Genomic DNA, 23,291 nt, shown 5'->3' on the forward strand with positions numbered 1-23,291 from the left:
CGATATAGAAATGCTCCCGACTCTGCGACAAGTTCTTGCGATGCCCTCGTTCAAGGCCGCCGCAATCGAGGTGCTCGCGGGCGACATCGATACCGCGGTGGTCCGCTGGGTCCATTCGTCCGAGGTGTACGAGATGGGTGGGCTGCTGTCCGGAGGTGAGGTCCTTCTGACCACGGGCCTCGGTCTGCACGGGCGATCTCCCGAGCAGCTCACCGCCTACATCGACCAATTGGCGGACGCGGGATGCGTCGCACTCGCGATGGAAGTCGGGCGCTCGTTCCTCACGGCCCCTCCCGAACTCGTCGAAGCTTCGCGCCGACGGGGACTCGCGTTCTTGGCCCTGCACGCAGTAGTGCCCTTCGAGCGGATGGTCGAAGACTTTCACGACCTCATGCTCCGCCGCACTCTCGGTTCGGCGCAAGCGGGCGAGCCTGTCTGGCAAGAACTTCTGAGTCTCGTGGTTGCAGGCCAGGGCATGACCGCGCTGCTCGACAAAGTGTCACGACTCGCGGGGTGCGGCGTCGATCTGCTCGACGCGGATGGCAGAACCGTCGAGCGCAGCACAACCGGCGCAGAGCGATCCGAGACCGAACGCACTATCCACGACGTACGCGGCCCGACGAACTCACTCGGTCGACTTGTCCTGTGCGGGCCGGCAACCACACGCCGAACCGCCGTCGCAAACTGCGCCGCCGTCGCGGTAGCTCTGGAACTCGGCCGTCACGGCGATCTCGGCCCAAGACAGTCACTCGCCCAATCGGTGATCACCGACGTGGTGGGCGGTGTGCTCACATCGCACGGCGACTTGTCCGAGCGACTGACAGCGGCCGGGTGGACGCCGTTGTCGGAGGGGCACCACGTCCTCGTCGCCGCTGTCGACATCGATCGGCAAACCCCGGTTCGAGAGCTCGCTGACCAAGTACGCGACGCCGTACGGGCCGTGCTCGGCTCCTGTGTCGTCGGGACTGCGGCCAATCACGTCATCGTGCTCGCGCACGGGTGGGCGTCCGCATCCCCCGCTCGAGTGCGGACTGCGTTCACCGAAGCCGACGAGCTGCTACGCCGCGGGCCGGGCGGTTCCGCGGTACGCACGCTCGGAGTGGCGACGCCGGTCGCGGACCTGTCGGGCGTCGGGGCTGCGGTCGCGCAAGCTCGCGAAGTCGTCCAGATCGCGCGGCGCTTCGGCACCCGGACCGGAGTGATCCTCGCGAGGGACGTCGGCGTCCAACGACTGCTCGCCGCCGGAACGACACCCGCTTCGCTGTCCATGTTCGTAACCGAGCAACTCGGTTCGCTGATCGCATACGACACAGCACATTCCGCCGATCTCGTCCGAACGCTCGACGCGTACCTCGCACATCGGGGCGGCAAGGCGAGAACCGCGGATTTCCTCGGCATTCGGCGTCAGTCGCTTTATGCACGGCTCACGCGTATCGAGAAGCTGATGGGTGTTTCCCTCGACGATCCGGCACAGGTGGTCTGCCTCGGGCTTGCGCTGACCGCATGGCGCATGCGCACCGGCCTTGATCCACAAGCAGCGTTCGAGCGTCTCCCCGGGTGAGCGACAACCTCTGCGATGATGAACGAATGACCGGAGCAGCGGAGTTGATGATCGAGATCCCTGCCGGCGAGGTGCACCTTCGGGACGACCGCAAAGGTACTGCGTGGACCTCGAAAGTCGAATCCTTCCGCCTCGCACGCCATCTCACCACCAGGGCGCTGCTTCACGGAGATTCGTCGGACGATTCGAGCAAACCAGCGGTCAACCTTTCATGGAAGGACGCCATCGCAACCTGCAACGCACTTTCGGTCGCGGACGGTCTGACACCCGCATATCGAGACGTCGACACCGATTCTCCGCAGTGGGACCGGGGCGCAACTGGCTACCGGCTCGCCACCGAGGCCGAGTGGCAGTACGCATGCAAGGCCGGCACCTCCGGCTACCGCTACGGCGAGATCGACGAGATTGCTTGGTACAGCGACAATTCAGAGGGTAGGGCTCGTCCCGTCGGAACGAAGGCACCCAACAACTGGGGCCTGTACGACATGATCGGCAATGTCTGGGAATGGTGCTGGGATCTCTACGACCCCGAGGTCTACGGCACGTACCGGATCTTCCGCGGCGGCAGTTGGGCCGAAAGCGAGCGCGGTTGCGGCGCTACCGTAAGGAGGCGAAGCCATCCGACGTTTGCAATCGACGACCTGGGATTTCGCCTAGCTCAAACGATCTGAGGGCAGACGGCCGAGGACTTCGAGCACAGCCTCGATCTCTTCTCGACTGCGCAGCCGAACTATCGGCAACGACGGCACATCGACAAGAACCGTGGCCATTCGCTCGGCGTTGCGTCCGTCGGTTCGCCAGGCCCAGCGCACCACGTGATCCGGATCGAACAGAATGGTGTGCAGTGGAGGCTCCATGTTGCGATTCCACAACACCTCTCGCTGCAATCGCCGACGCACGGTTCGTGTGATCACCTGGCGCATCACCGTCCGCCGAGGCAGATCCAACCACAGCATCAGGTCCGCACGCTCGGCCAGAAGTCGACGCACCGCACCGTACTGCCACTCGGTCACCCAGGCCGGCTCGCTGGAAAAGCGTCGTACTTCGGTTTCGAAACTGTCGAGCGGAATCCAGCCGGGCCCGTGGAACAGCGAGTCCAGCTCAGTGTGTTCGATCTCGAGAAGCCGCCCGATTCGACCGGCGAGAGTCGTCTTTCCGGCACCGGAAGTCCCCGCGACAAGGATCTTCTGCGGACGAATCGTCAGCGCGGCGGGGTCTACGAAAGGCACCGATACACCCTAGGGGCCTTACACTTCGCAGTCCACCCATTCGATGTAACCGGTGCCGTTGATCGACGCACCGTCGAAGCTTCCCCGGTAGGTATACGCGCCGACGTATCCCTTGCCGTGACCGTAGCGCCACTCCGAGTCGATCTCGGCCTCGAACTCCACGACCGTCCTGCCGTGATCGCGTACCTGCCAACGCAGTACGCGCGGCACACGCATCTCGCGACCCTGTGGGTCGACGTGCAATGCGTCGGCGTACTCGAGCACGTCGAACTCGACGTCGTCGAAGACCTTCGCACTACCGTCGACAGTCCGAATGTAGGCGAGCTTGCACGCCGTAACCCCTGACGCTCGAACATCGGTGAGCAACAACTGATGCCGGTCGTCCAGTTGAACGATCTGGTAGGTGAAAAAGTCGGCCGGGAGCTTCCACGACTCGGGAAGCGCGCGGCGAGTCAACGATTGCGGTGTCATGCACCGCGCGTACTCGACGGTGCACGGAGCCGAAATACTCACCGGTCCATCCGGACTCGCAATTGTTCCGGAGCACTGTGCCAGCAGACTGACGTGGTCGTAGACGGGATTACGCACGAACCACGACGCTTGGTCCGTTGCCACGATCTCGAGATCGACGTCGAATGAGTCGTATCGCCCGGTGACTCGGAAGTTCGGATAGCTGTTCTCGATGAACAGGTTGTCACCGAAGGCGATTCGCGAACCATCTTCTTCGAACGCACACTCATCGGCAGCGTCGTACGCCCGGTAGAAGTGATGGCCCGGCGCTGCGGTGGAACTCAGCACGGTTGCGGTGTTTCGCGCGTCGGGTGCAGCGAGATAGTCGTTGTCGAACACCACCGTCCCGGTTGCACCGATCAACGTCATGGTGTTGAGGTAACGGAAAGGCCCTGGCAGCCGGGGAACGAAGATCCCGTAGTGCGTCCACGCAAACTTCCGCGAAGCCAGGTGCGGACGCAGCATCTCGGGCCGATCGAACGGGCGTACCGATTCCGCCATTCGCTTGTCGATCAGCGGTAGCGCGCCGTCCAGCAAAGCCCGAACCGCGGGTCGCCACAATCGGCGCGAGCGGGTGGCGGGAACAGGGTCGGAACGATCAACGGTTTGTCCGGTCACGCCCCTAAGTTAATGTAACCAGCCGTAACAAACAAGTGTCGAAGTTTCCTCGACGACCTCACACCCTGAACACCCGCGCCCTGCCCACCGGGCGAATAGCATGTGAGAATCCGCGTACCGGAACCGGTCGCAGAGAGGGCGCAACAATGCAGCACGAAGAGTCGTCGTTCACCGGAGTCGCCGGTACCAAGATCGTCTACGACGTGTGGACACCGGACCGCGAACCCACCGGGGTTCTCGTCCTGTGCCACGGACTCGGCGAACACGCGAGGCGCTACGACCACGTGGCTGCGCGGCTCGGGGAACTCGGGCTCATCGTGTATGCACCCGACCATCGCGGGCACGGACGCTCTGGCGGCAAGCGCGTTCACCTCAAGGAATTCTCCGACTTCACCGACGACGTCCACACGTTGTTCTCGATCGTGACGGCGGCACATCCCGGCAAGGACAAGTTCCTGCTCGGGCACAGCATGGGCGGCGCGATCGCCCTTTCCTACGCCCTCGACCATCAGGCCGATCTCAAAGCCCTCGCCCTGTCCGGACCTGCGGTGATCATCGCAACCGGCACTCCGAAGATCGTGATGCAGTTGGGCAAGATCGTCGGCAAATACCTCCCGGACGTGCCCGTCGAGAACCTGGAAGCTGCTGCCGTATCGCGTGATCAGAAGGTCGTCGACAAGTACAACGCCGACCCGCTGGTTCACCACGGCAAGGTTCCCGCCGGTATCGCGCGCGGCATGATCACCGCCGCGGAAGGCTTCCCGGCGCGCCTGCCCTCGCTCACCATTCCCGTACTGCTTCAACACGGCTCGGACGACCGTTTGACGGACCCGGCCGGCAGCAAGCTCGTCGCAGATCTGGCCGGCTCTTCGGATGTCACCTTGAAGGTGTACGACGGCCTGTACCACGAGATCTTCAACGAGCCTGAGCAGGAAGAAGTTCTGAACGATCTGATCGAGTGGCTGCGTCCGCGGGTCACCGGAGCATAGTCATGTCTACGTGCGGGATCCTGCTGGCGGCCGGGGCCGGATCCCGCATGGGCAAACCCAAAGCGCTCGTCACAAACACCGAGGGTCAGTCTTGGCTCCACCACGGGGTGACGACACTGCAGTCCGCAGGCCTCTCACCGGTCATCGTGGTCCTCGGCGCGCAGGCAGAGGACGCCCTCGAACTACTGCCCACCACCGATGTCATTGTGGTGATATCGGATTGGCAACACGGAATGAGCGCGTCACTGCGCTGCGGACTCGAGGCCGCCATGCGAATCGACGACGCAGATGCGGCAGCGATCTCTCTGGTCGACGTCCCGGACCTCAACGCCGACACCGTGACGCGGATCGTGGGTCACAGCTCCCCATCACGAAACATACTGCGAAGAGCTGTCTTTCACGGCCGTCCCGGCCATCCCGTCCTGATCGGACGCGACCACTGGCCGACGCTTGCAAAGTCACTCACCGGGGACGGCGGCGCCAACACCTACCTACGCGAACACGGGGTCGAGTTGGTGGAGTGCAGCGACCTCAGCAGCGGCGTCGACGTCGACTACCCCGAAGCCTGATCGCACGTCACAATCCTCCCAGGTGGTGGGTGTCCGTATTCGGTGTAAAGATGGCCCGATGAAACGTACCGTCGCCGCCCTGCTCGACATCGAGATCGACGAGGCGACCAACCTGGAGTTCAAGATCGCGGTGACGCGCGCGCCGGGTGTCGAACTGCTGGAAACGATGTCGTTCGTCCATGACGGCAATCCGCTCGAACCCCGCGAGATCACCGCCGAACACGGTACCCGGATTCACCTACTCGACTGTGCCCCAGGCAAACTGATCGTCAGCTACGACGCAACCGTCATCGGCCGCGCAGAACCGGCGTCGGTCAGCGACTACGACGTGTCGAAATATCTGCGCCCCAGCCGGTATGCCGAGGCCGACAAGTTCTTCGGTTTTGTCGCCGGGCAATTCGATCTCGCCACTCCCCCGGCCGAACTCCTCCTCGAAGTCACTCGCTGGGTGAGTACACATTTGAGTTATGTTCCCGGCACCAGTCGCGGCACCGACAGTGCGGTCGACACCTTGCTCGCCGGCGCCGGAGTGTGCCGCGACTACTCGCACCTGACCATCTCACTGCTGCGCGCCGTGGGGATTCCCGCTCGACTGGTGGCCGTCTACGCGCCGGGCTGCGATCCGATGGATTTTCACGCCGTAGTCGAAGCCAATATCGACCACGTCTGGCGCGTGGTCGATGCAACGCAATTGGCGCCGCGCAGCAATCTTGTGCGCATCTCGACCGGCCGAGATGCCGCAGACACAGCCTTCCTCGACAATCACGGCGGTTCGATCACGTTGCACGCCTCGGAAGTTCGCGCAGTCGTCGACGGCGTTCTCGACAACGACGACTACGCAACACTCACATCGATCGGCTGAAAAGCGTCAGGCGCTGATCTGGTTCTGCGAGGCCATCGTTCGCTCGAGGAACTTGATCGTGAGATCGACGATCGCCTTCCCCTCCCGAAGAGCTTTCCCGATCACCGGGAAAGCATGGATCTGCCCACTCCAGATGTGCGTTTCGACGGCTTGTCCTGCCTTGATCAAGTTTTCGGTCATGATCTCGACGTCGGGACGCATCAGTTCGTATTCGGCGGACACCAGGAACGACGGCGGAATCAGACTGGCGTCGGCGTTGATCGGCGACTGCGCACCGGGAATCTCGTCCGGACCCTCGAGCCACCGGTCCTTGAGCTTTTCCACCTGTGACATCGGTAGGTAGGCATCACGTTTCATGAAATCGGGATCATGGTCCTCGAGGTTCACGTTGAGAAGAGGGGAATATCCCACCACGGCAGCGGGCCGCGTGATTCCGCGCAGTGCGGCAATTTCGGCGACCTTCATGGCCAGGTATCCGCCCGCCGAGTCACCGGCAACCACAATCTTGTTCGGGTCTTCGGCTGTCTCGAGCAACGCGGTGTACGCGGCCATTGCGTCCTTGACCGAGGTGCCGATGGAACCTTCCGGCAGCTGGCGGTAGCGCACGGAGATCACCGGTACTCCGGCCTTCGCAGAGAGCAAACCGCACAGTGCCCGGTGCGTTGCCAGACCGCAGAAGACGAATCCCCCTCCATGGAAGTAGAGGATCGTGGCGCCGGCCAACTCGCCCTGCGCTTTGCGTGGATGCTGCACCTTCTCGCTGGGCACACCACCCAGCGTGAAAGGCTCGATATCGAGGTTCTTCGGCTTCGGCAGTTTGTCCGCCATCGCGTCGAGTCGCTCGAGTTGGCGGATACCACGTTCGGTGGTCGGCCAGAGGGTGAACATCGGCTTCACGAACGTCCTGGTCAGGCAGAAGATGACCCGCGCTCGCGGACTCACGTTCCAATGCCATACCGTCGAATCTCGCGTCCGCATAGCGTCCTCCCAGGTCAAGCCGTTTTGTGCATTTGAGTTACACATACTTGTCGGCTGCTGATGTGAACGATAACTGACGCTGCGTCAAAATGACACGACGGGTATGGATCAATTGCTCGAGCGTGTGCAAGTTCTGGTCGCGATCACGGCCGGGAGAGATATGCGCACAGTCCGCGGTGCCCTCCACGCATCATCGCTTCATGATTCCACTCGAACAGCGGCTTCGCGACCTTCGCGGCCAGACCAAGCGCTCCGGACACCGCTACCTGTTGCCGAAATTCGGCTGTGCAACCAGATCCAGCGGGGCGCACCGCCCAGCTACTCCACCCGGTCATTGCGCCGGTGAGACGCACTTTCAGAAAGCGGTCAACTGAGTCTTCCACCTCGCGTCGCCCGAAGACCAGCAGCGTCAGAGGGACAGCGCTGCGGATGGACATGGAGCCTGAATGCTCGTCGATCGTCCCGACTCGGCGTATCTGAGGCCACCACTGCGAATACCGTTCGGCATCCGCGAGAACCTCGTAGACGCGGTCAGCAGAGGCAGGAAGCGTCCAGACGCTGTGGAAGTCGAAGTCGGTCACGGTTCAGTCCGTCTGCGCAGCAGCAGTCACCCAAGCACCGTAACCCGAACCGCGGGTGCCTACACGCCGGGCTTGCTCAGTATTCGAATGTCTCCACCCGTCGCAGGATCTCCTCCGCGATCTTGGCGGGACTCCCGCCCACGTCGACGACGATGGCCTGTTCGTCCGGGTCGACGGCCTCGAGTGTCGAGATCTGGGAGTCGAGCAGCGAGGCGGGCATGTAGTGATCGAGGCGAGCGGTCAATCGCTGGCCGATCTGATCCCGCGAACCGGCGAGGTGCACGAACACGACGTGCTCACCGCGAAGCACGTCGCGGTAGCTGCGCTTGAGTGCCGAACACGTAACGATGCCCGGCTGACCGGCGTCGGTATGGCTCTTGATCCAGACGGCGATCTTGTCGAGCCAGGGCCAGCGGTCTTCGTCGTTCAGCGGATGCCCGGTCGCCATCTTGTCGATGTTCGCCTGCGGGTGCAGATCGTCGCCTTCTTGAAGGTCCCAGCCCATCGCTCCGGCGAGCATGCCGCCGACCGTCGACTTTCCCGAACCCGAGACACCCATCAGGACGAGCACGGGGTACTGCTTCTGCTGTGCCGCTTCGCTGTTCATGTGCTCGCCTACCTAGATGAATGCGCTCAACACGAGCACTCCGGCCAGGCCCGATACCGAGATGATGCATTCCATCACGGTCCAGGTCTTGAGGTTCTGTACCACGCTGACGCCCAGATACTCCTTCACCAACCAGAATCCGGCGTCGTTGACGTGCGAGAGGAAGAGCGAGCCTGCGCCGATCGCCAAGACCATCAGCGAGACATGTGCGGACGAGAGATCGGCCGCAACCGGAGCAAGGATGCCCGACGCCGTCACCGTTGCCACCGTCGCCGAACCCGTTGCGACGCGGATCAATACCGCCACCAGCCAGGCCAGGAACAGCACGGGAAGGCTGCTGCCCTTGATCGCGTCGGCGATCACTCCGGCGATACCGGTGTCGATCAGGACCTGTTTGAAACCGCCACCGGCGCCGACGATCAACAAGATGCCTGCGATGGGAGGTAGGGAACTCTCGAGTGACTTCGAGATGGCCTTGCGGTCCATTCCGCCGCCGCGACCCAGCAGCACCATACCGACCAGAACCGCGAGACCCAAAGCCACAACGGGTGTTCCGAGGAAGTCGAGGACGGACTTGGGGAGTGCCTCGGAATCGGGTGCGATCACGTCTGCAAATGCTTTGCCCAGCATGAGAACAACCGGGAGGAGGATCGCTGCGAGAGTAGCCGCGAACGAGGGACGCTGCTTCTTCTCTTCCTCGCCTCGATCTTCGCCTGTGACAAAAAGATCCGGGACCTTCACGTCGACCCACCGTGCGGCGTACTTACTGAAGACCGGTCCGGCGAGAACAACAGTGGGGATCGCGACGAGGACACCGAGTGCGAGGGTGAGGCCGAGGTTTGCGTTCAAAGCCGAGACTGCAACCAGCGGCCCGGGGTGCGGGGGAACCAACCCGTGCATGGCCGAGAGGCCGGCGAGGGTGGGGATCGCGATGCGCATCAGGGACAAGCCGGAACGCCGCGCGACGAGGATGATGACCGGCATCAACAGGACGAGACCGATTTCGAAGAACATCGGCAGACCGATCACTGCGCCGACCAGAGCCATGGTCCACGGAAGCGCCTTGGTGCTGGAGCGGCCGACCAGCGTGTCGACCACTCGGTCGGCACCGCCGGAATCGGCGAGGAGTTTGCCGAACATCGCGCCGAAACCGATCAGGATTCCGACGCTTCCCATGGTCGACCCGAAGCCGGTGGCGAACGCCGCGACCGACTCGGCCGATCCGAGGCCGGCCGCCAGACCGACACCAACCGCACCGATGGACAGTGCGAGGAAGGGGTGCAGGTCGAGCCAGGTGATCAGCGCGATGATAACCGCGACGCCGGCGACTGCAGCGATGATCAATCGTGCGTCGCTACCAGCGGGGACGACCTCGGCCGCCAGCAATGCTGTGGTGTTCATAGGGACTCCCAGTCCGATGAGTGATTGAGGTCACTGTTCCTTAATTAACCTACAATTTCAAGAGCAGACACTAATTTGTAGTATTTATTCGGCTTCCACCGGGCTTACTCCATACGCATGGGACGATCTACGTATGCCTTCTGTCCCGTTTCAGCAGTTACACGACTCGATGCTGGAACAGCTCGGCCAAGACATAGTCGGTGGTGTGCTCGCTCCGGGTACCACGATCTCCGCCGACGAGGTGGCAACGCGCTACGACGTGTCGCGAACCGTCATCCGCGAAGTTGTCCGCGTTCTCGAATCCCTCGGACTTGCCTCGGTTCGTCGACGCGTCGGAATCACCATCCTGGGCTCCGAACACTGGAACTCGCTCGACCCCAATGTCATCCGCTGGCAACTGGCCGGTCCTGATCGGTTCGAGCAGCTGTCTATCCTCAGCGAACTCCGTTCCGGCATCGAACCTCTGGCTGCGCGACTCGCCGCAACTCGCGCCACACCTGAGCAGTGCGGCGCTCTCACTGCAGCCGTCATCGGCATGTCAGCTACCTCTCGCGCTGCCGATACCGGCGCCTATCTCGGCCATGACTCCGACTTCCACCGCACCCTGCTCGCCGCCTCCGGTAACCCGATGCTGCGGGCGATGTCGCAGATCGTCGTCGAGATACTCGAAGGCCGCACCCGCCACTCGTTGATGCCCCACGAGGCCGACCCCGAAGCGATTCACCTGCACGGAGTGGTCGCATCGGCCATTCAGGCCGGAGACGCCGACGCCGCGGAAGCCGCCATGCGCTCGATCGTCGCGGAATCCGCAGAAGCGGTCGAAACAATGCGCGAAAGCCCCGAACCGCCGCCTCATCTGTAAGTCGAGCCACAGACTCGGCGGAATTGGCCCGCAACTGCTCCGCAAGTGGAACGCTTGGCGCCATGACAGCACTCGCTACCCAGAACAGCGCACTCTGATGGCCCGCCCGGTACGCGTCGTCGTCCTCGGTGCCGGATCGTGGGGAACCACGGTGGCCGGCCTCGCTGCCCGCAACACCCCGACCCTGTTGTGGGCACGCAATTCCGAAGCAGCCGACGAGATCAATTCGCAACGGACCAACTCCAAATACCTTGGTGAGCGCAAACTTCCCAAGGGGCTCAAGGCAACCTCGGATCTGGTCGAAGCCGCCCGCGAAGCGGACGTACTCGTATGCGGGGTGCCTTCGCACGCCGTTCGCTCCACCCTCGCCGAGATCGCCAACGAGGTTCGGGCGTGGGTCCCGGTGTTGTCACTGTCCAAGGGTCTCGAGCCCGGCACCCGGCAGCGCCCCACCGAAGTGATCGCCGAGTGCCTGCCCGGCCATCCCGTCGGACTGCTCGCGGGCCCCAACATCGCCAAGGAGATCGTCGACGGCATGGCCGCGGCATCGGTCGTGGCCACCCAGGACGATCGCGTCGCCGCCGCGCTGCAACCCCTGTTCGCGTCGTCGGTCTTCCGCGTCTACCGCAACACCGACGTGCTCGGCTGCGAACTCGGCGGCATCCTCAAGAACATCGTTGCCATCGCCTCGGGCATGGCCGACGGTCTGGGAGTCGGTGACAACACTCGTGCGATGGTGCTCGCACGCGGTCTCGCCGAGATGACCCGACTCGGTGAGGCGATGGGCGCCAACCCACGCACCTTTGCCGGCCTCACGGGCGTCGGCGATCTGATTGCCACCTGCATGGCTCCGACTTCTCGGAACCGTCGCGTCGGCGAAGCTCTGGCGCAGGGATTGACCGTCGAGGAGGCGGTCGCCAAGCTCGGCCAGGTTGCCGAGGGCGTGAAGACTGCCCCTACCGTCATGGATCTGGCCCGTGAATACGGTGTCGACATGCCGATTGCCGCGGAGGTCGAGGCCGTCATCGGCGGTCGCCAAAGTGCCAGCGACGCATATCGCGGACTTCAGAAGGTTGCCCCGGGCGGCGAGCACGAAGTGGCGTGAGGAAGATCTACAGGTATCTAGCGATTTGGCTAGATACCTGTAGATCGCCCGAGATCACGGAATTGGAGCGTCGACGAAGATGTCGGTCGCCAACGGTGACTGACCGCCGTACTGCGAGAAATCCGAGATCCCCGCCTCGCGCAAGATCTCGACGTCGAGCACTGTACGACCGGTATCCGTGCCGGCGGGACGCCCGAGAATCTCGACAGCCGCATCGGCCATGATCTCGGGTGAACGCGAGTGCTCGAAACTGTCGTCTCCCCCGAGCAGGTTTCCGACAGCGGCCGTGGCGATCATGGTCTCCGGCCACAGGCAATTACTCGAAATCGGTGCACCTGAATACTCTGCGGCGATGCCCAAGGCCGCCAATGTCATTCCGTATTTGGCCAGCATGTAGCCCGGATGAGCACCCAACCAGTGCGGCGAAGAGTTGAGCGGTGGCGACAGCGTCAATACGTGCGCGTTAGCCGAAACCCGAAGGTACGGAAGGCACGCGCGGGTGAGCGCGAAGGTGCCACGGACGTTGACCTGCTGCATCAGATCGAATCGCTTCATCGCGAGATCTTCGGTTTTCGAGATGTCGAGGACGCTCGCGTTGTTGACCACGATGTCGATGCCACCGAAGTGCTCCACCGCTGCAGCCACGGCCCGCGCGATGTCGTCGTCGTTCCTCACGTCGCCGACGACCGGAACGGCATGACCCTCGAGATCGTTCAACTCGTCCACAGCCGTGTGGATAGTTCCGGGCAGCCTGGGATCCGGCGTATCGGTCTTGGCGAGCAACACGATGTTTCCGCCGCGGCGCGCTATCGCACGGGCGATGGCAAGTCCGATGCCACGGCTTCCCCCGGACATGATCGCGGTTCTTCCGCGGAAGTTCTTGTCGTCCAAAACGAATCCTTGTCATCGTCGACGGTCTTCGTCGCTGCGGGTGTGGCCGCGTGAAGTCCCCACACGACCACTCGTCGACTTCCACGATATGAGCGCCTTCATGCGATGACTACGTCCGCAGAGCATCAACAATCGTTGGTCCGTTGTCCTGACGGGACAAAGGCTCAATCCGGTCAGCCACCCACCGGGCGCAGAATCCACCATCCGCCGAGCACGAGCACCGCGACGTTCACGAGCAGGAACAACCCGACCCAGACGATCGCGGGTATCGGTGAGAGCCTGGCCAATTGGTCGGCGTCCGAGTCCGGTGCCCCGCCTCGTCGCATTCGCTGCCGTTGAAGTTCCACGACCGGGCGTGGTCCGGCAAAGAGGAGAAAGAGCGTCAGGAAGTACGCTGCGGCCACTTGCTGCTCCTGGGTCCCCCACCAGACGAGTCCGAACAACACGGCTCCCACCACGGCAAGTGAGAAGACTCCGTAGAGGTTTCGGATCAGGACCATCATCACCGCGATGACGAATACGCCGATCCACAGCACCGAGACCGCGCGCTGCGCGCCCAACAACCCGGCCGCGCCGAGTCCGAGAATCGACGGACCGACGTAACCCGCGAACGTCATCAGAATGACGCCGAAGCCGGTCGGTTTGCCCGACGAAATAGCAACACCCGACGTATCCGAATGCAGGCGAAGACCTTTCAACCGTCGACCGACCAGGACTGCGACGATCAGATGAGCGCCCTCGTGTGCGATGGTGACGACGTTGCGGGCGATCCGCCACAGGTGCGGTTCGAGAACGATGATCACGGCGATCAACGCGGCCAGTTGAACCACCCAGGCCGGCGGATTGGGACTGAGCGCCGCCACCCGATCCCACGCGGTTTCGAGCGCGTTCACTCCGCTTGTCCGCGCAGGTATCGGCCGAAGTGCGGGACCGTGAATCCGATGGATCCACGTTCTGCCGAATAGATCAGTCCCTTCTTGATCAGTCCATCGCGTGCCGGCGAAAGGGAAGCCGGCTTGCGCCCCAACTCGACGGCGATCTTCGCGGTTGCGACGGGCCCGTCGTCACCGGCGAGATCGGCCATGGCGCGCATGTACTCACGCTCCGCAGGTGTTGCTCGCTCGTACCGCGATCCGAAGAAACCGACAGCGAGTTCTTCCTCAGCCGTCGGTGCGCCGACGCGCACGTCTTCTGCCGTGATCGGACTCGACGCCGCCACATCCCACGTGGCTTTCCCGTAGGCCTGAACGAAGTACGGGTACCCGTCAGCCGCTTCGTACAGAGCGTCGAGCGCGGATTCGGTGAACTCGACCTCCTCACGCTCGGCAGGCGCAATCAGTGCCTGATCTGCAGCTTCACGCTCGAGGCGGTCGATCCGGTGGTAGCTGAACAGGCGCTCCGAGTAGCTTTTCGACGCCGACAGCACAGCAGGCAGATGCGGAAGCCCCGCCCCGACGACGATCAACGGTGCCGCGTCCTGACTCAACTCGTGGCAGGCCCCGCAGATCGCCGAGACATCCGCGGCACCGAGGTCCTGCATCTCGTCGATGAAGATTGCGATCCCGACGCCGACATCCCTGGCCAGCGACGACGCGTCGAGCAGCAACTCGACCAGGTCGATCTCGATGTCGCCGCTGTCTGCCCGGCCTTTGATCGCGGGTGCGTCGATGCCTGGTTGCCAGCGCTCCCGCATTCCCTTGTCCGCAGTGGCGCGTAGGGCAAACGATTTGAGGACTCCGAGGAACTGCTCGACCCGCTCCGGATCGCGATGGGAGACTGCGATCTCTCGGACTGCCATGTGCAGCGCCGACGAGAGTGGGCGTCGTAAATCCTGATCGGGGCGCGCCTCGATCTTGCCTGTCCCCCAGCTTCGGGAGATCGCGGCCGAACGCAACTGATTGAGCAGGACGGTCTTGCCGACGCCACGCAAGCCGGTGAGGACAACACTTCGTTCCGGGCGGCCACGCGCAATTCGCTCGAGAACGACGTCGAAGGCGTCGATCTGCTTGTCGCGCCCGGCGAGTTCCGGCGGGCGTTGACCGGCACCGGGGGCATACGGATTGCGCACGGGGTCCATGCCCATCGACGGTACAAGCCGAGTAGACGAATATCCCGCTCTCTAGCGCGTGTCCTAGAGAGAACTAGGAACCGCAATATCGGCTCGACCTTGTCGAACCGGGCTCCGGCGTCGTCGTCTAACCGTCCAGGGTTGACGCTCGGGCGAAGTCCCCGGCCGCATGGGCTCCAATTGCTCCGGCCAGAATGATCGCCGGATGCGTCGCGGCCAGATAGAGCCCCGACACGCCTTCGGCGAAGCCCAGCAGCGGGCGGCCACCACGCGGGATGGGACGGTCAGCGACTACCGCCTCGATCAGTTCCACTTGGTCACCGTCCTCGAGCTGACTGCGGATCGCGTGCAGCGTCGGCCCCGCAAGCTCACGAGCATCTCCGGAGAACCCGACCGGAACATCTTCAGCCGCAATCAGTGTCGTGTCGTCCAATTGCCGGATCTCGAAATCCGGAGAGGAGAGTATTCCGTTCACCAATGGGTGGGGCGTCGAGAATCTGATGAGGCAACACGGGGAGGCGTCGACCTCGACGTCGACTCCCGCCGACGCCGCGAGTCCAGGAATCGCGGTACCCGCAGCGAGCACGGTGGCCGACCCGTAGACGGGACCGTCGGCAGTCATTACTCCGCACACTCTCATGCCCTCCGTGAGCACCCCGAGCGCACTGACATCGGAATACACTGTGGCACCGTACTCTTCGGCACCTCGCAGGAGCGATCGAGCGAACGCAACCGGATCAACGCCACCGTCATCAGGCGCGCAGGCTGCCACTAACGGGGCCGTCCGTAATCCCGGCTCACGAGCAAGGATTTCCTCTTTACCGATGAGGTCGACGGGATGGCCGAGTGCTCGATGCGCGTCGACGAACTTTCGAGTCTCCGCTTCCGTCGTCTCCCACGTGATCGCGCCTCTGCGGCGCAGACCGAATGGCTCGACGAGTTCGCGCTCCAGTCGGTCGAGCTCGAGTGCGGCGCCATGTCGGAACGGATCGGAGTAGGTTTCTGCTGCACTCTTCGAGAGGCCGACCCAGGCAAACGAGTTGCCGGTCACCCCTCCCGCCACCGAGCCCCGCTCGAGCACGGTGACTCGGAGACCAACGCGCGCCAGGTGATACGCGATCGACGCGCCGACGACACCGGCACCAATCACCAGGATCGGGCTGTCGTTTCGACCATTCGGATGCGTCACCAGTGGACCATATCTGCGAGCCGCAACCTGGATCCACTCGATTTGGATGCGAGGACTTCGGCGGTTAATGGAGGACTAGGCCTGTTCCCGCTCGGCGGCGAGAGCGACCGCCCGTTCGAAGGTATGGACGAGCACTGCACGCCGAGCACCCTAAACTCGAGCCACTCCCCACGCGGTGAACCTGCGGTCACCAGTCATCGGAGTACACGCAGCAGTTCCCAAAAGAGAACAACAACCGCCTGTGGGCACCGACAGGCCCGCCAGACCGGGCGTAAAGCCCGCCCAGTCTTGTCGCCAAGTCGCCGATCAGGTAACCCGAGGTCATCCGCGCGCTGATGCTTTGAGGCTGTCGACATTGGCGACGGGTCGCACTGGTGAACGCCCAGTCGTGGCCGAGGCCCTAAAGAAGCCCTCCAACAACCGATCCCGACTTCAGGTCGCATCACCCCCAGAACACCGATACTGAAATCCCGGCTTCCGTCTGAACGCGTTGGCGTGCAATCTTTGCTCTGACTCTGTATCTCGGGACTTTCCAAAGCACTCTTCCGATCGTCGAAAAATATCCGCGCTGGATTCGACAATCGTCTAACGATATGTGACCTACATCTCCGTAGCGTTACCCGTCATATCCGGTTGGGTTTTCGTGAACAGGGAGTTGACGCTTGAAGAAGCCAGTTCTACATCGCGCGATGCGCGCTTACACGCGAACCGCCACGTACGCGGTATCGGCAACAGCACTCGTCCTCGTGGTTTCCGCGTGTGGCTCCGCACCGGGCGCCACACAGACTCGAACGATCACCGACGATCCGATACCCGCCTTCACCTTCGCTCTTGCAGCGGCTCCGATCTCCTTAGATATCACTAAGGATTTCGGTCCTTCCATGCAGGTTCAGACCCTGTTCACCGAACCGCTGGAACGGCTTTCCGGTGAAGGAGAGTTGCGACCTCATCTCGCCGAAGCCGTATCGGTTCCTGACCCGACGACCATCGACTACGTCATCCGGTCCGACGTGCGATTCTCCGACGGAACTCTACTGACCCCGGAGGACGTGATCTGGAGCCTTCGGCACGTCTCTGATTCCGCAGCCGGGGCGCAAACTGCCGGCGAGCTGGAAAGTCTCGAAAGCATCGAACAAACCGGACCGATGCGGGTGACTGTGAAGTTGTCGCATCCCGATCCGGTTGCCAGGCAGAGCATCGCGCTATTCGGACTGATCCAACAGGCAAGGTTCGCTGAAGAACATGCTGCCGAATTGGGTACTGCGCAAGCGGTTCCGGTGGGCACTGGCCCGTACCGGGTCCAAGAATATTCAAGTTCCGGTGTGCAACTTGTCCGTAACAATGACTACTGGTCGGAGCAACCTGCACCGGAAACGCTGAAGTTCGACGTGATTCCGGACGGCAACACCGCTCAGTTGGCAATGCGATCCGGCGACATCCAAGCTGCGAATGTGGCCGACATCAAGAAGCAGTCACAGTGGAAGCAGATCGGTGGAATCGACACGATCGAGGTCCCTCTGACCAAGCTCACGTATTTGACGTTCGATACCAGTACGAGTCCGTTCGACGATGTCCACGTGCGGAAGGCCGTCGCGCACTCGATCGATCGAAAAGGAATCGCAGAGGCGGCATTCGGCAACGACTCCGCGATATTGAAGGGTTTGGCAACTCCGGAAATGTTGACCGGTGTCGCCGGTTCCCCTGGGAACGCGCAATCCTTCCTGGACGGAATCGGCGGAATCGAGTTCGACAGTAACCTTGCGGCGCAAGAACTTGCCGCCTCGTCGCACCCCCAGGGATTCACGGTGGAGGTCCCCTACACCGACAACGTGAACTGGACGGAACTGACGGTACTCAACCTGCAACAAAACCTGGCGCCACTCGGTGTGACCGTTGTTCCAAAGCCCATCACCCAGACCCAATGGATTTCCGACCTGTACGCCCACAAGGTTCCCGGAATCGGATTCCTGTCGATTACCGCATCGACGCCCGACCCCAAATTGATCGGCTCCGTCGTCGGAAAGGAGAACGCTGTCGCACCGAAATTCAACGCCTCGAATTGGTCTACCGATTCCGTCGAACAGGCGCTGCCCGTCCTGAACGGATCGACCTCACCCCTGGACCGATGGACTGCCGCCCAGACCATCTTGACCGGCATCCACGAACAACTTCCGTACGTCCCGCTGTTCAATCCGAATCTGGTCTACGCAATTGCCGACGGGTTCGCCTTCGATCGCGACATGTCCTTCTACGACTTCGTCAACGGTTCGTGGGTTACCGCAGTGAAGGCAACGTCGTGAACGACTATCTCTCCCACACAACGAGGTTCGATTGAGATGGCAGTAGCGGCGTTCATCGGCAAGCGACTCGTGGTGTCGGCCGCGCTGCTTCTGGTAATCAGTTTTCTGGTGTTCAGTCTGCTGTCGGTGACGCCAGGCTCTGCAATTGCCGTCCTTGTCGGCTCTCGTCCGAGCACACCCGAACTGATCGCGGCCCTGGAGGCACGACATCACCTCAACGATCCTTTCCTTGTTCAGTATTGGCACTGGTTGGTCGATGCACTGCAGCTCGATTTCGGGACGTCGACCAGATCAGGTGCGCCGGTGACCGGCATCATCACCGATCACCTACCGGTCTCGATCCAACTGGCGGTGTACACACTTGTTTTGGTGGTCGGGATCGGGGTCCCCTGCGGAATGTCAGCGGCGTATCAGCGCGATAAATGGGTGGACAGAGGTATCTCGATGGCTTCCGTAATAGGTATGAGTGCACCAGGTTTCGCAGTCGGAATGTTGCTGATTTTCGTATTCGGACTCGAGCTCGGACTGTTCCCCGTTTACGGCGTGGGCAATGGATTCTTCGATCGCTTGGTGCACCTCACCCTGCCAGCAACAGCACTCGGCATCGCGCTCATCGCACTGCTGATCCGGCAGACACGCGCCGGAGCGCTCAACGTGCTCCGGCAGGACTACATGACATTCGCGAAAGCTCGTGGTCTCGACCCCTCACGGGTCTTCTTCCGATATGCGTTACGGAACTCCGCAATGCCGGTGGTGACTGCGGCCGGTCTGATACTGATCGCTGCGCTGTCCGGCGCCGTACTCGTCGAGACCGTGTTCTCCGTACCGGGAGTCGGTTCGCTGATGGTGCAGTCGGTCACCGAAAAGGACCTACCCGTCGTACAAGGGTTGGCCGTGTGTCTCGGCGCCTTCGTGATTGTCGTCAACCTGGCGGTGGACGTGGTAGCTCTCCTCGTCGACCCGCGCATGCGGTACGCAGGAAAGGGATGACATGACTGCACTCACCGATCGCGAAAAGAGCAGGCAGGGATCGCGAATTCCCATCACCGTTGTGATTGCACTGGTGATCCTCGGTGTGATGGTATTCGCGGCTGTCGCCGGTCGGCTCATAAGCCCTTACGACCCTTACACTCAGGATCTTCTCCGCGGTGTGACCGGTTCCGATCGCACACACTGGTTGGGCACCGACGATATGGGACGCGATGTCCTCTCCCGTTTGATCGACGGTACCGGCCGCTCCGTGCTCGGACCGCTGTGCGTAGCGATGGGAACAGTGATAGCCGGCGCATCCGCGGGGCTGGTCGCCGGATATAACGGCGGTGCACTCGACAACGTCCTCAACCGATTCGCAGACCTCGTGTATGCCCTGCCCGCGCTCCTCGTCGCCATCGTGCTCCTGGGGATTCTCGGCGGGAGCTACTGGCTGACTGTGGCGATTCTGGTTTTCCTGTCAGTACCGAGCGCCATCAGAATAGTCGGCAGTGTGACGCGCGTCCAGGTTCGTCTGCCGTACATCGACTCTGCGAAGACCCTCGGATTGACCGACTCACGGATCATGATCCGCCATGTGCTGCCCAACATCGCGCCCACCGTGCTCGCCGTCTTCCTGCTGGATTTCGTCGGAGCGTTGGTCGCCTTCTCGTCGTTGTCATTTCTCGGTATCGGTATCGCCCCCGGGGCTGCAGATTGGGGATCGATGCTCTCCCAGGGGCAATCGATGATCTCCGAGAACCCCTGGGTCGCAGTCGCCCCCGCAGCCTGTCTCATCCTGACCGGCAGCGCCGCAACTATCTTCGGCGACTGGTTCTTCAAACGGCTGTCAGACTCAGGAGAACGGAAGTAGATGACTGTGGAAGATGTGACAGTACAATCGGAAACGGCCGATGCGAATGGCCCCCTCCTGAAAGTTTCCGGGCTATCGGTGTACGCGAACAGGTCGCAGGTGCTCGTCAGCGATGTCAACATCACGGTCCCCCGAGGCGAGACTCTCGGGATAGTCGGCGAGTCTGGCAGTGGAAAATCGATGGCAGTTCGTTCGCTTGTCGGTTTGCTACCGCCGGGAATCTATGCACAAGGAGCAGCAGATTTCGACGGAATCCCGTTGATCGGCACACGCGAACGTGAACTGCGATCGTTACGGGGCTCCCGAATCAGTCTTTTGATGCAGGACCCGTTCAGCATGCTCAACCCCATCCACACGGTAGGCGAGCACGTGCGGGAGACACTCCCGCCAAATGTCAGAAAAGGCGGACGCCAACAAGTTCGGGCCGAAGTTGCTGCGCGTCTCGCGGAGGTTGGCTTGGATCCCGCCGTCGCACAAAAGTACCCCTTTCAGCTCTCCGGGGGGATGCGGCAACGAGTTGCCATGGCGGCCGCGCTTGCCGGCGATCCGGAGTTGCTGATCGCCGACGAACCGACAACTGCACTGGACGTGACCACCCAGGACGAAGTCCTCCGACTTCTCGCCGGTCTACAGAAGTCACGAAACATGGCGCTCATCTTGATCACTCATGATCTGCACGTGGCGATGGACGTCTGCGATCGGATCCAGGTCATGTACGCCGGACGCGTGGTGGAGGAGGCTACGGTCGCCGATCTTGCCCGCACCCCGACGCATCCCTACACACGTGGGCTGATGTCGGCCAGTCCCCCTGTCGATCGTCGAGTCGAACGGTTGACGTCGATTCCCGGCAGTGTGCCCAGAGCCGCAGCCGTCGAGGCGATCTGCGCATTCGCTGACCGATGCGAATGGTCTGTCGGCGAATGCTTTTCAGCCCGACCAGCTCTTACTCCCATCACGATCGAACACGCTTCGGCTTGCATCCGGATCGATCGGATTCACGACGAGTTTCCCCGCGGTTCCGAGTTCGAACCACCTCTACCTCAACAATCCGAGTCACGATCTTTCGACACCATCGGCCCACCGATAGTCGAGGTTGCGAACGTACACAAGGTATATCGCGCCAAAGCGATGTTCGGCATGCCCAAGGACTCGCACGCCCTCCGCGGCGTGACTTTCTCGATCCGCGCCGGCGAATCAGTGGGACTGGTAGGTGAATCCGGCTCAGGGAAGACAACTATCGCTCGTGCTCTCCTAGGTCTGGAGCACGTCACCTCCGGCCGGATATCGGCATTCGGCAGAGAGCTCGCGCCCACTGGATCCACTGCGCGAAAAACCAGAGTCGAGTTGGCCCGGGAGATCCAAGTAGTGTTTCAGGATCCGTACGCAGCGCTCAATCCATCCCGAACCATCGGTGCAGCCTTGCGAGAAGCTATAGCCGTACGAACCGGAGCGGACAAACGCGATAGCGATTCCGTAGCCTCGGAAGTCTCGGAGTTACTCGGCAAGGTGGGACTACCAGGCAGCTACGCCGCTCTCCGTCCGGCTGCGCTCTCGGGTGGCGAACGTCAGCGCGCCGTGATTGCCCGGGCAATTGCCGTTCGACCCAGGCTGCTCATCTGCGACGAACCTGTTGCCGCCCTGGACGTGTCCGTGCAGGCCCAAATTCTCGAGCTGCTTCGCTCTATCAGAGCGGAAAACGGGATGAGCATGCTCTTCATCACTCACGACTTAGCAGTCGTGAGGCAGATGACCGATCGAACAGTGGTTCTCTACCGGGGTGAAATCGTAGAAGCCGGCGAGACAGAGGCCGTGCTCGACGCACCAAATCACCAATACACACAACGACTGCTCGCATCGGTTCCATCCTCCATTTCAGCAGTTGTGCAACGTAGTTCAAATGCAATCCCGAGGTAGCACTGCTGGATACGGCGACCGGGCACCCACTCTTGAACTGCCGGCACGCAACACGAATGCCGACCTCGGATTTGCATGGAACATCCGCCGATCCTGCACCTCCCGACGGACCGACACGGATGCACGGACTGCCACAGAAAACACCACTTCGTGAACCCGAAGCCGTGACGCCGAAAGACATCGACGTACAGCATCGCCAAGGCCTTGCAAGGCTGCAGACGATATCCAGCTTGAGATCGGATAGTCACCGCGTCCGACGAAAGAGGACCACCCACCGTCATCGGCCATCTCGGCGAGCCCGTAGGTCCGTCCCACGTGGCGGGCGAGCACTGTTGCGCGTTGTACCCAGCGCCCGTCATCTACACCCAGTGACGATCCTGGGCGATCCTGCAAACAGGCTGCCGGTTCCGAACACCACGGGCACGGCAGCGAACCTGAGAAGCATTGCCGTCGAACCGTATCGGAGGCCACCCTGCATCTGGTTGGTGGTGGAACGCGTGTCGGCAAACTGCCGACGAAGCTTGCGCCAGCGGCGAACTTTTCGTTCGGAACGTACGTGACTCGTCTGATTTCGGCTCCGTTGAACCCGACGCCTTCCGCCGGTTCGAGTGCCAGTCGGCTGCAGCAATGCTCTTGCCGAACATCGCGTGAGCGTCGTCGGAGGACACGTCTACTCGTCGGGATCTCTTGGCGAGAAAATTCGGTCCTCCATCATGCCACCAGCCAGGCCGATCACTCTAAGAATGCTGGGACGCGGCTCGGTGGCCTTAGGCCATCAGCGACCACTCTCGTCTGAGTACGTGCGCACAATGCGATCGGTGAGAAGTGGAAGGATCTTGTCCGTGCCGATAGATGCAAAGTGCGGCGAAGTTCGGTGCGCTTCGAAGCCGGCTTCGTCGATGTACATCTCGAGGATGGTTACGTGTAGCGGATTCTCGACGTTGCGGAAGTACTCGTAGCCGAGATTGGCGGGCTCGTTCCGGCTTGCCTCAGCGAGTTGGGCCAGATGGCCGAGCACCTCGTTCGCGGTTTCCTCGTCCAGCCGGTATTCGGCGATTACCCGAAAGTTCGACGTAGCGGGCCGTGCGTTCTCAGTCACGAAAATTACTCTCTAGTAGTAGATTACGAGCAAAAGACAGTGCCTGACTGCAACTCAACGACGACCACGTGCGGTACGAGTCCTGACGCCTACTGACGCTTTTCGCGCGGTCGAT

At 62.1% G+C, this 23,291-nt stretch carries 22 protein-coding genes; 11 read left to right on the plus strand and 11 right to left on the minus strand.

All coding sequences use genetic code 11. The features are described 5' to 3' along the window. Positions 1-40: 40 nt before the first annotated feature. Both P0M12_RS08435 and P0M12_RS08440 read left to right on the plus strand, forming a co-directional pair. Positions 41-1,561 carry a PucR family transcriptional regulator gene (locus tag P0M12_RS08435; protein ID WP_277377585.1) on the plus strand — a complete coding sequence of 507 codons (1,521 nt, stop codon included), beginning with the start codon at positions 41-43 and terminating at the stop codon, positions 1,559-1,561. Positions 1,562-1,587: 26 nt separating this feature from the next. Beyond that, a complete protein-coding gene (locus tag P0M12_RS08440; RefSeq protein ID WP_030536540.1) occupies positions 1,588-2,232 on the plus strand; it encodes an SUMF1/EgtB/PvdO family nonheme iron enzyme in 645 nt (214 codons plus the stop codon). Here the strand turns inward: P0M12_RS08440 and P0M12_RS08445 are convergent. Then, complete coding sequence (locus P0M12_RS08445; RefSeq protein ID WP_277377586.1) at positions 2,215-2,790, minus strand: AAA family ATPase; 576 nt, start codon at positions 2,788-2,790, stop codon at positions 2,215-2,217. The genes P0M12_RS08440 and P0M12_RS08445 overlap by 18 nt on opposite strands. 18 nt (positions 2,791-2,808) lie before the next feature. Then, on the minus strand, positions 2,809-3,918 hold the full coding sequence (locus P0M12_RS08450) for a DUF6670 family protein (RefSeq protein ID WP_277377587.1): 1,110 nt from the start codon (positions 3,916-3,918) through the stop codon (positions 2,809-2,811). Between the two features lie 146 nt (positions 3,919-4,064). Between P0M12_RS08450 and P0M12_RS08455 the strand changes: the two genes are divergently transcribed. Genes P0M12_RS08455 through P0M12_RS08465 form a run of 3 tightly spaced genes read left to right on the plus strand, consistent with a single transcriptional unit; the run spans position 4,065 to position 6,338 of the window. Further along, the gene (locus tag P0M12_RS08455; protein ID WP_019745522.1) at positions 4,065-4,907 is read left to right on the plus strand and encodes an alpha/beta hydrolase; all 843 of its coding nucleotides are present in this window, start codon (positions 4,065-4,067) and stop codon (positions 4,905-4,907) included. Between the two features lie 2 nt (positions 4,908-4,909). Next, positions 4,910-5,476, plus strand: coding sequence for a nucleotidyltransferase family protein (locus P0M12_RS08460; protein ID WP_037128704.1), 567 nt, complete (start codon positions 4,910-4,912; stop codon positions 5,474-5,476). A gap of 58 nt (positions 5,477-5,534) precedes the next feature. After that, positions 5,535-6,338 carry a transglutaminase-like domain-containing protein gene (locus tag P0M12_RS08465; RefSeq protein WP_030536536.1) on the plus strand — a complete coding sequence of 268 codons (804 nt, stop codon included), beginning with the start codon at positions 5,535-5,537 and terminating at the stop codon, positions 6,336-6,338. Between the two features lie 6 nt (positions 6,339-6,344). Here P0M12_RS08465 and P0M12_RS08470 read toward each other — a convergent pair whose 3' ends face one another. The 4 genes from P0M12_RS08470 to P0M12_RS08485 form a co-directional block, all read right to left on the minus strand. After that, entirely contained in the window at positions 6,345-7,316 is a 972-nt protein-coding gene (locus tag P0M12_RS08470; RefSeq protein ID WP_030536535.1) for an alpha/beta hydrolase, read from the minus strand. A 143-nt stretch (positions 7,317-7,459) separates the two neighbouring features. Beyond that, a complete protein-coding gene (locus tag P0M12_RS08475) occupies positions 7,460-7,897 on the minus strand; it encodes an SRPBCC family protein (protein ID WP_007729979.1) in 438 nt (145 codons plus the stop codon). Positions 7,898-7,973: 76 nt separating this feature from the next. After that, positions 7,974-8,504: a gluconokinase gene (locus P0M12_RS08480; RefSeq protein WP_003940404.1), complete on the minus strand. Its 531-nt coding sequence runs from the start codon at positions 8,502-8,504 to the stop codon at positions 7,974-7,976. 12 nt (positions 8,505-8,516) lie between these two features. Next, a complete protein-coding gene (locus P0M12_RS08485) occupies positions 8,517-9,905 on the minus strand; it encodes a gluconate:H+ symporter (protein WP_003939838.1) in 1,389 nt (462 codons plus the stop codon). A 133-nt stretch (positions 9,906-10,038) separates the two neighbouring features. Here P0M12_RS08485 and P0M12_RS08490 point away from each other — a divergent pair, with 133 nt between their 5' ends. Continuing rightward, positions 10,039-10,767, plus strand: coding sequence for an FCD domain-containing protein (locus P0M12_RS08490; RefSeq protein ID WP_030536531.1), 729 nt, complete (start codon positions 10,039-10,041; stop codon positions 10,765-10,767). 97 nt (positions 10,768-10,864) lie between these two features. After that, the gene (locus P0M12_RS08495) at positions 10,865-11,872 is read left to right on the plus strand and encodes an NAD(P)H-dependent glycerol-3-phosphate dehydrogenase (RefSeq protein WP_003940093.1); all 1,008 of its coding nucleotides are present in this window, start codon (positions 10,865-10,867) and stop codon (positions 11,870-11,872) included. Between the two features lie 54 nt (positions 11,873-11,926). Here P0M12_RS08495 and P0M12_RS08500 read toward each other — a convergent pair whose 3' ends face one another. From P0M12_RS08500 to P0M12_RS08515, 4 genes are all read right to left on the minus strand, one after another. After that, positions 11,927-12,763: an NAD(P)-dependent oxidoreductase gene (locus tag P0M12_RS08500; protein ID WP_277377588.1), complete on the minus strand. Its 837-nt coding sequence runs from the start codon at positions 12,761-12,763 to the stop codon at positions 11,927-11,929. A 173-nt stretch (positions 12,764-12,936) separates the two neighbouring features. Next, complete coding sequence (locus P0M12_RS08505; RefSeq protein ID WP_003940327.1) at positions 12,937-13,656, minus strand: M50 family metallopeptidase; 720 nt, start codon at positions 13,654-13,656, stop codon at positions 12,937-12,939. After that, positions 13,653-14,840, minus strand: coding sequence for an ATP-binding protein (locus P0M12_RS08510; RefSeq protein WP_042924931.1), 1,188 nt, complete (start codon positions 14,838-14,840; stop codon positions 13,653-13,655). The genes P0M12_RS08505 and P0M12_RS08510 overlap by 4 nt, the downstream gene beginning before the upstream one ends. 118 nt (positions 14,841-14,958) lie before the next feature. Next, positions 14,959-16,020 carry an FAD-binding oxidoreductase gene (locus P0M12_RS08515; RefSeq protein WP_277377589.1) on the minus strand — a complete coding sequence of 354 codons (1,062 nt, stop codon included), beginning with the start codon at positions 16,018-16,020 and terminating at the stop codon, positions 14,959-14,961. A 662-nt stretch (positions 16,021-16,682) separates the two neighbouring features. Between P0M12_RS08515 and P0M12_RS08520 the strand changes: the two genes are divergently transcribed. The 4 genes from P0M12_RS08520 to P0M12_RS08535 are packed head-to-tail and all read left to right on the plus strand — an operon-like array spanning position 16,683 to position 22,077. After that, complete coding sequence (locus P0M12_RS08520) at positions 16,683-18,320, plus strand: ABC transporter substrate-binding protein (RefSeq protein WP_134929666.1); 1,638 nt, start codon at positions 16,683-16,685, stop codon at positions 18,318-18,320. A 36-nt stretch (positions 18,321-18,356) separates the two neighbouring features. Further along, positions 18,357-19,310, plus strand: coding sequence for an ABC transporter permease (locus P0M12_RS08525; protein WP_047272018.1), 954 nt, complete (start codon positions 18,357-18,359; stop codon positions 19,308-19,310). 1 nt (position 19,311) lies between these two features. Then, positions 19,312-20,163: an ABC transporter permease gene (locus P0M12_RS08530; protein ID WP_047272016.1), complete on the plus strand. Its 852-nt coding sequence runs from the start codon at positions 19,312-19,314 to the stop codon at positions 20,161-20,163. Then, positions 20,164-22,077, plus strand: coding sequence for an ABC transporter ATP-binding protein (locus tag P0M12_RS08535; RefSeq protein ID WP_151098313.1), 1,914 nt, complete (start codon positions 20,164-20,166; stop codon positions 22,075-22,077). Positions 22,078-22,852: 775 nt separating this feature from the next. Here the strand turns inward: P0M12_RS08535 and P0M12_RS08540 are convergent. Then, positions 22,853-23,176, minus strand: a complete 324-nt coding sequence (locus tag P0M12_RS08540; protein WP_054827042.1) for a putative quinol monooxygenase — start codon at positions 23,174-23,176, stop codon at positions 22,853-22,855. Positions 23,177-23,291 lie beyond the last annotated feature (115 nt).

The sequence above is a fragment of the Rhodococcus sp. RCBS9 genome (assembly GCF_029457415.1).
Taxonomy (GTDB): Bacteria; Actinomycetota; Actinomycetes; order Mycobacteriales; family Mycobacteriaceae; genus Rhodococcus_F; species Rhodococcus_F qingshengii.

Coding starts and splice junctions, on each gene's coding strand:
- P0M12_RS08455 (WP_019745522.1), top strand. CDS start 4,065: ATGCAGCACGAAGAGTCGTCGTTCACCGGAGTCGCCGGTACCAAGATC.
- P0M12_RS08465 (WP_030536536.1), top strand. CDS start 5,535: ATGAAACGTACCGTCGCCGCCCTGCTCGACATCGAGATCGACGAGGCG.
- P0M12_RS08525 (WP_047272018.1), top strand. CDS start 18,357: ATGGCAGTAGCGGCGTTCATCGGCAAGCGACTCGTGGTGTCGGCCGCG.
- P0M12_RS08530 (WP_047272016.1), top strand. CDS start 19,312: ATGACTGCACTCACCGATCGCGAAAAGAGCAGGCAGGGATCGCGAATT.
- P0M12_RS08490 (WP_030536531.1), top strand. CDS start 10,039: ATGCCTTCTGTCCCGTTTCAGCAGTTACACGACTCGATGCTGGAACAG.
- P0M12_RS08485 (WP_003939838.1), bottom strand. CDS start 9,905: ATGAACACCACAGCATTGCTGGCGGCCGAGGTCGTCCCCGCTGGTAGC.
- P0M12_RS08460 (WP_037128704.1), top strand. CDS start 4,910: ATGTCTACGTGCGGGATCCTGCTGGCGGCCGGGGCCGGATCCCGCATG.
- P0M12_RS08480 (WP_003940404.1), bottom strand. CDS start 8,504: ATGAACAGCGAAGCGGCACAGCAGAAGCAGTACCCCGTGCTCGTCCTG.
- P0M12_RS08495 (WP_003940093.1), top strand. CDS start 10,865: ATGGCCCGCCCGGTACGCGTCGTCGTCCTCGGTGCCGGATCGTGGGGA.
- P0M12_RS08535 (WP_151098313.1), top strand. CDS start 20,164: ATGACTGTGGAAGATGTGACAGTACAATCGGAAACGGCCGATGCGAAT.
- P0M12_RS08435 (WP_277377585.1), top strand. CDS start 41: ATGCCCTCGTTCAAGGCCGCCGCAATCGAGGTGCTCGCGGGCGACATC.
- P0M12_RS08470 (WP_030536535.1), bottom strand. CDS start 7,316: ATGCGGACGCGAGATTCGACGGTATGGCATTGGAACGTGAGTCCGCGA.
- P0M12_RS08510 (WP_042924931.1), bottom strand. CDS start 14,840: ATGGACCCCGTGCGCAATCCGTATGCCCCCGGTGCCGGTCAACGCCCG.
- P0M12_RS08440 (WP_030536540.1), top strand. CDS start 1,588: ATGACCGGAGCAGCGGAGTTGATGATCGAGATCCCTGCCGGCGAGGTG.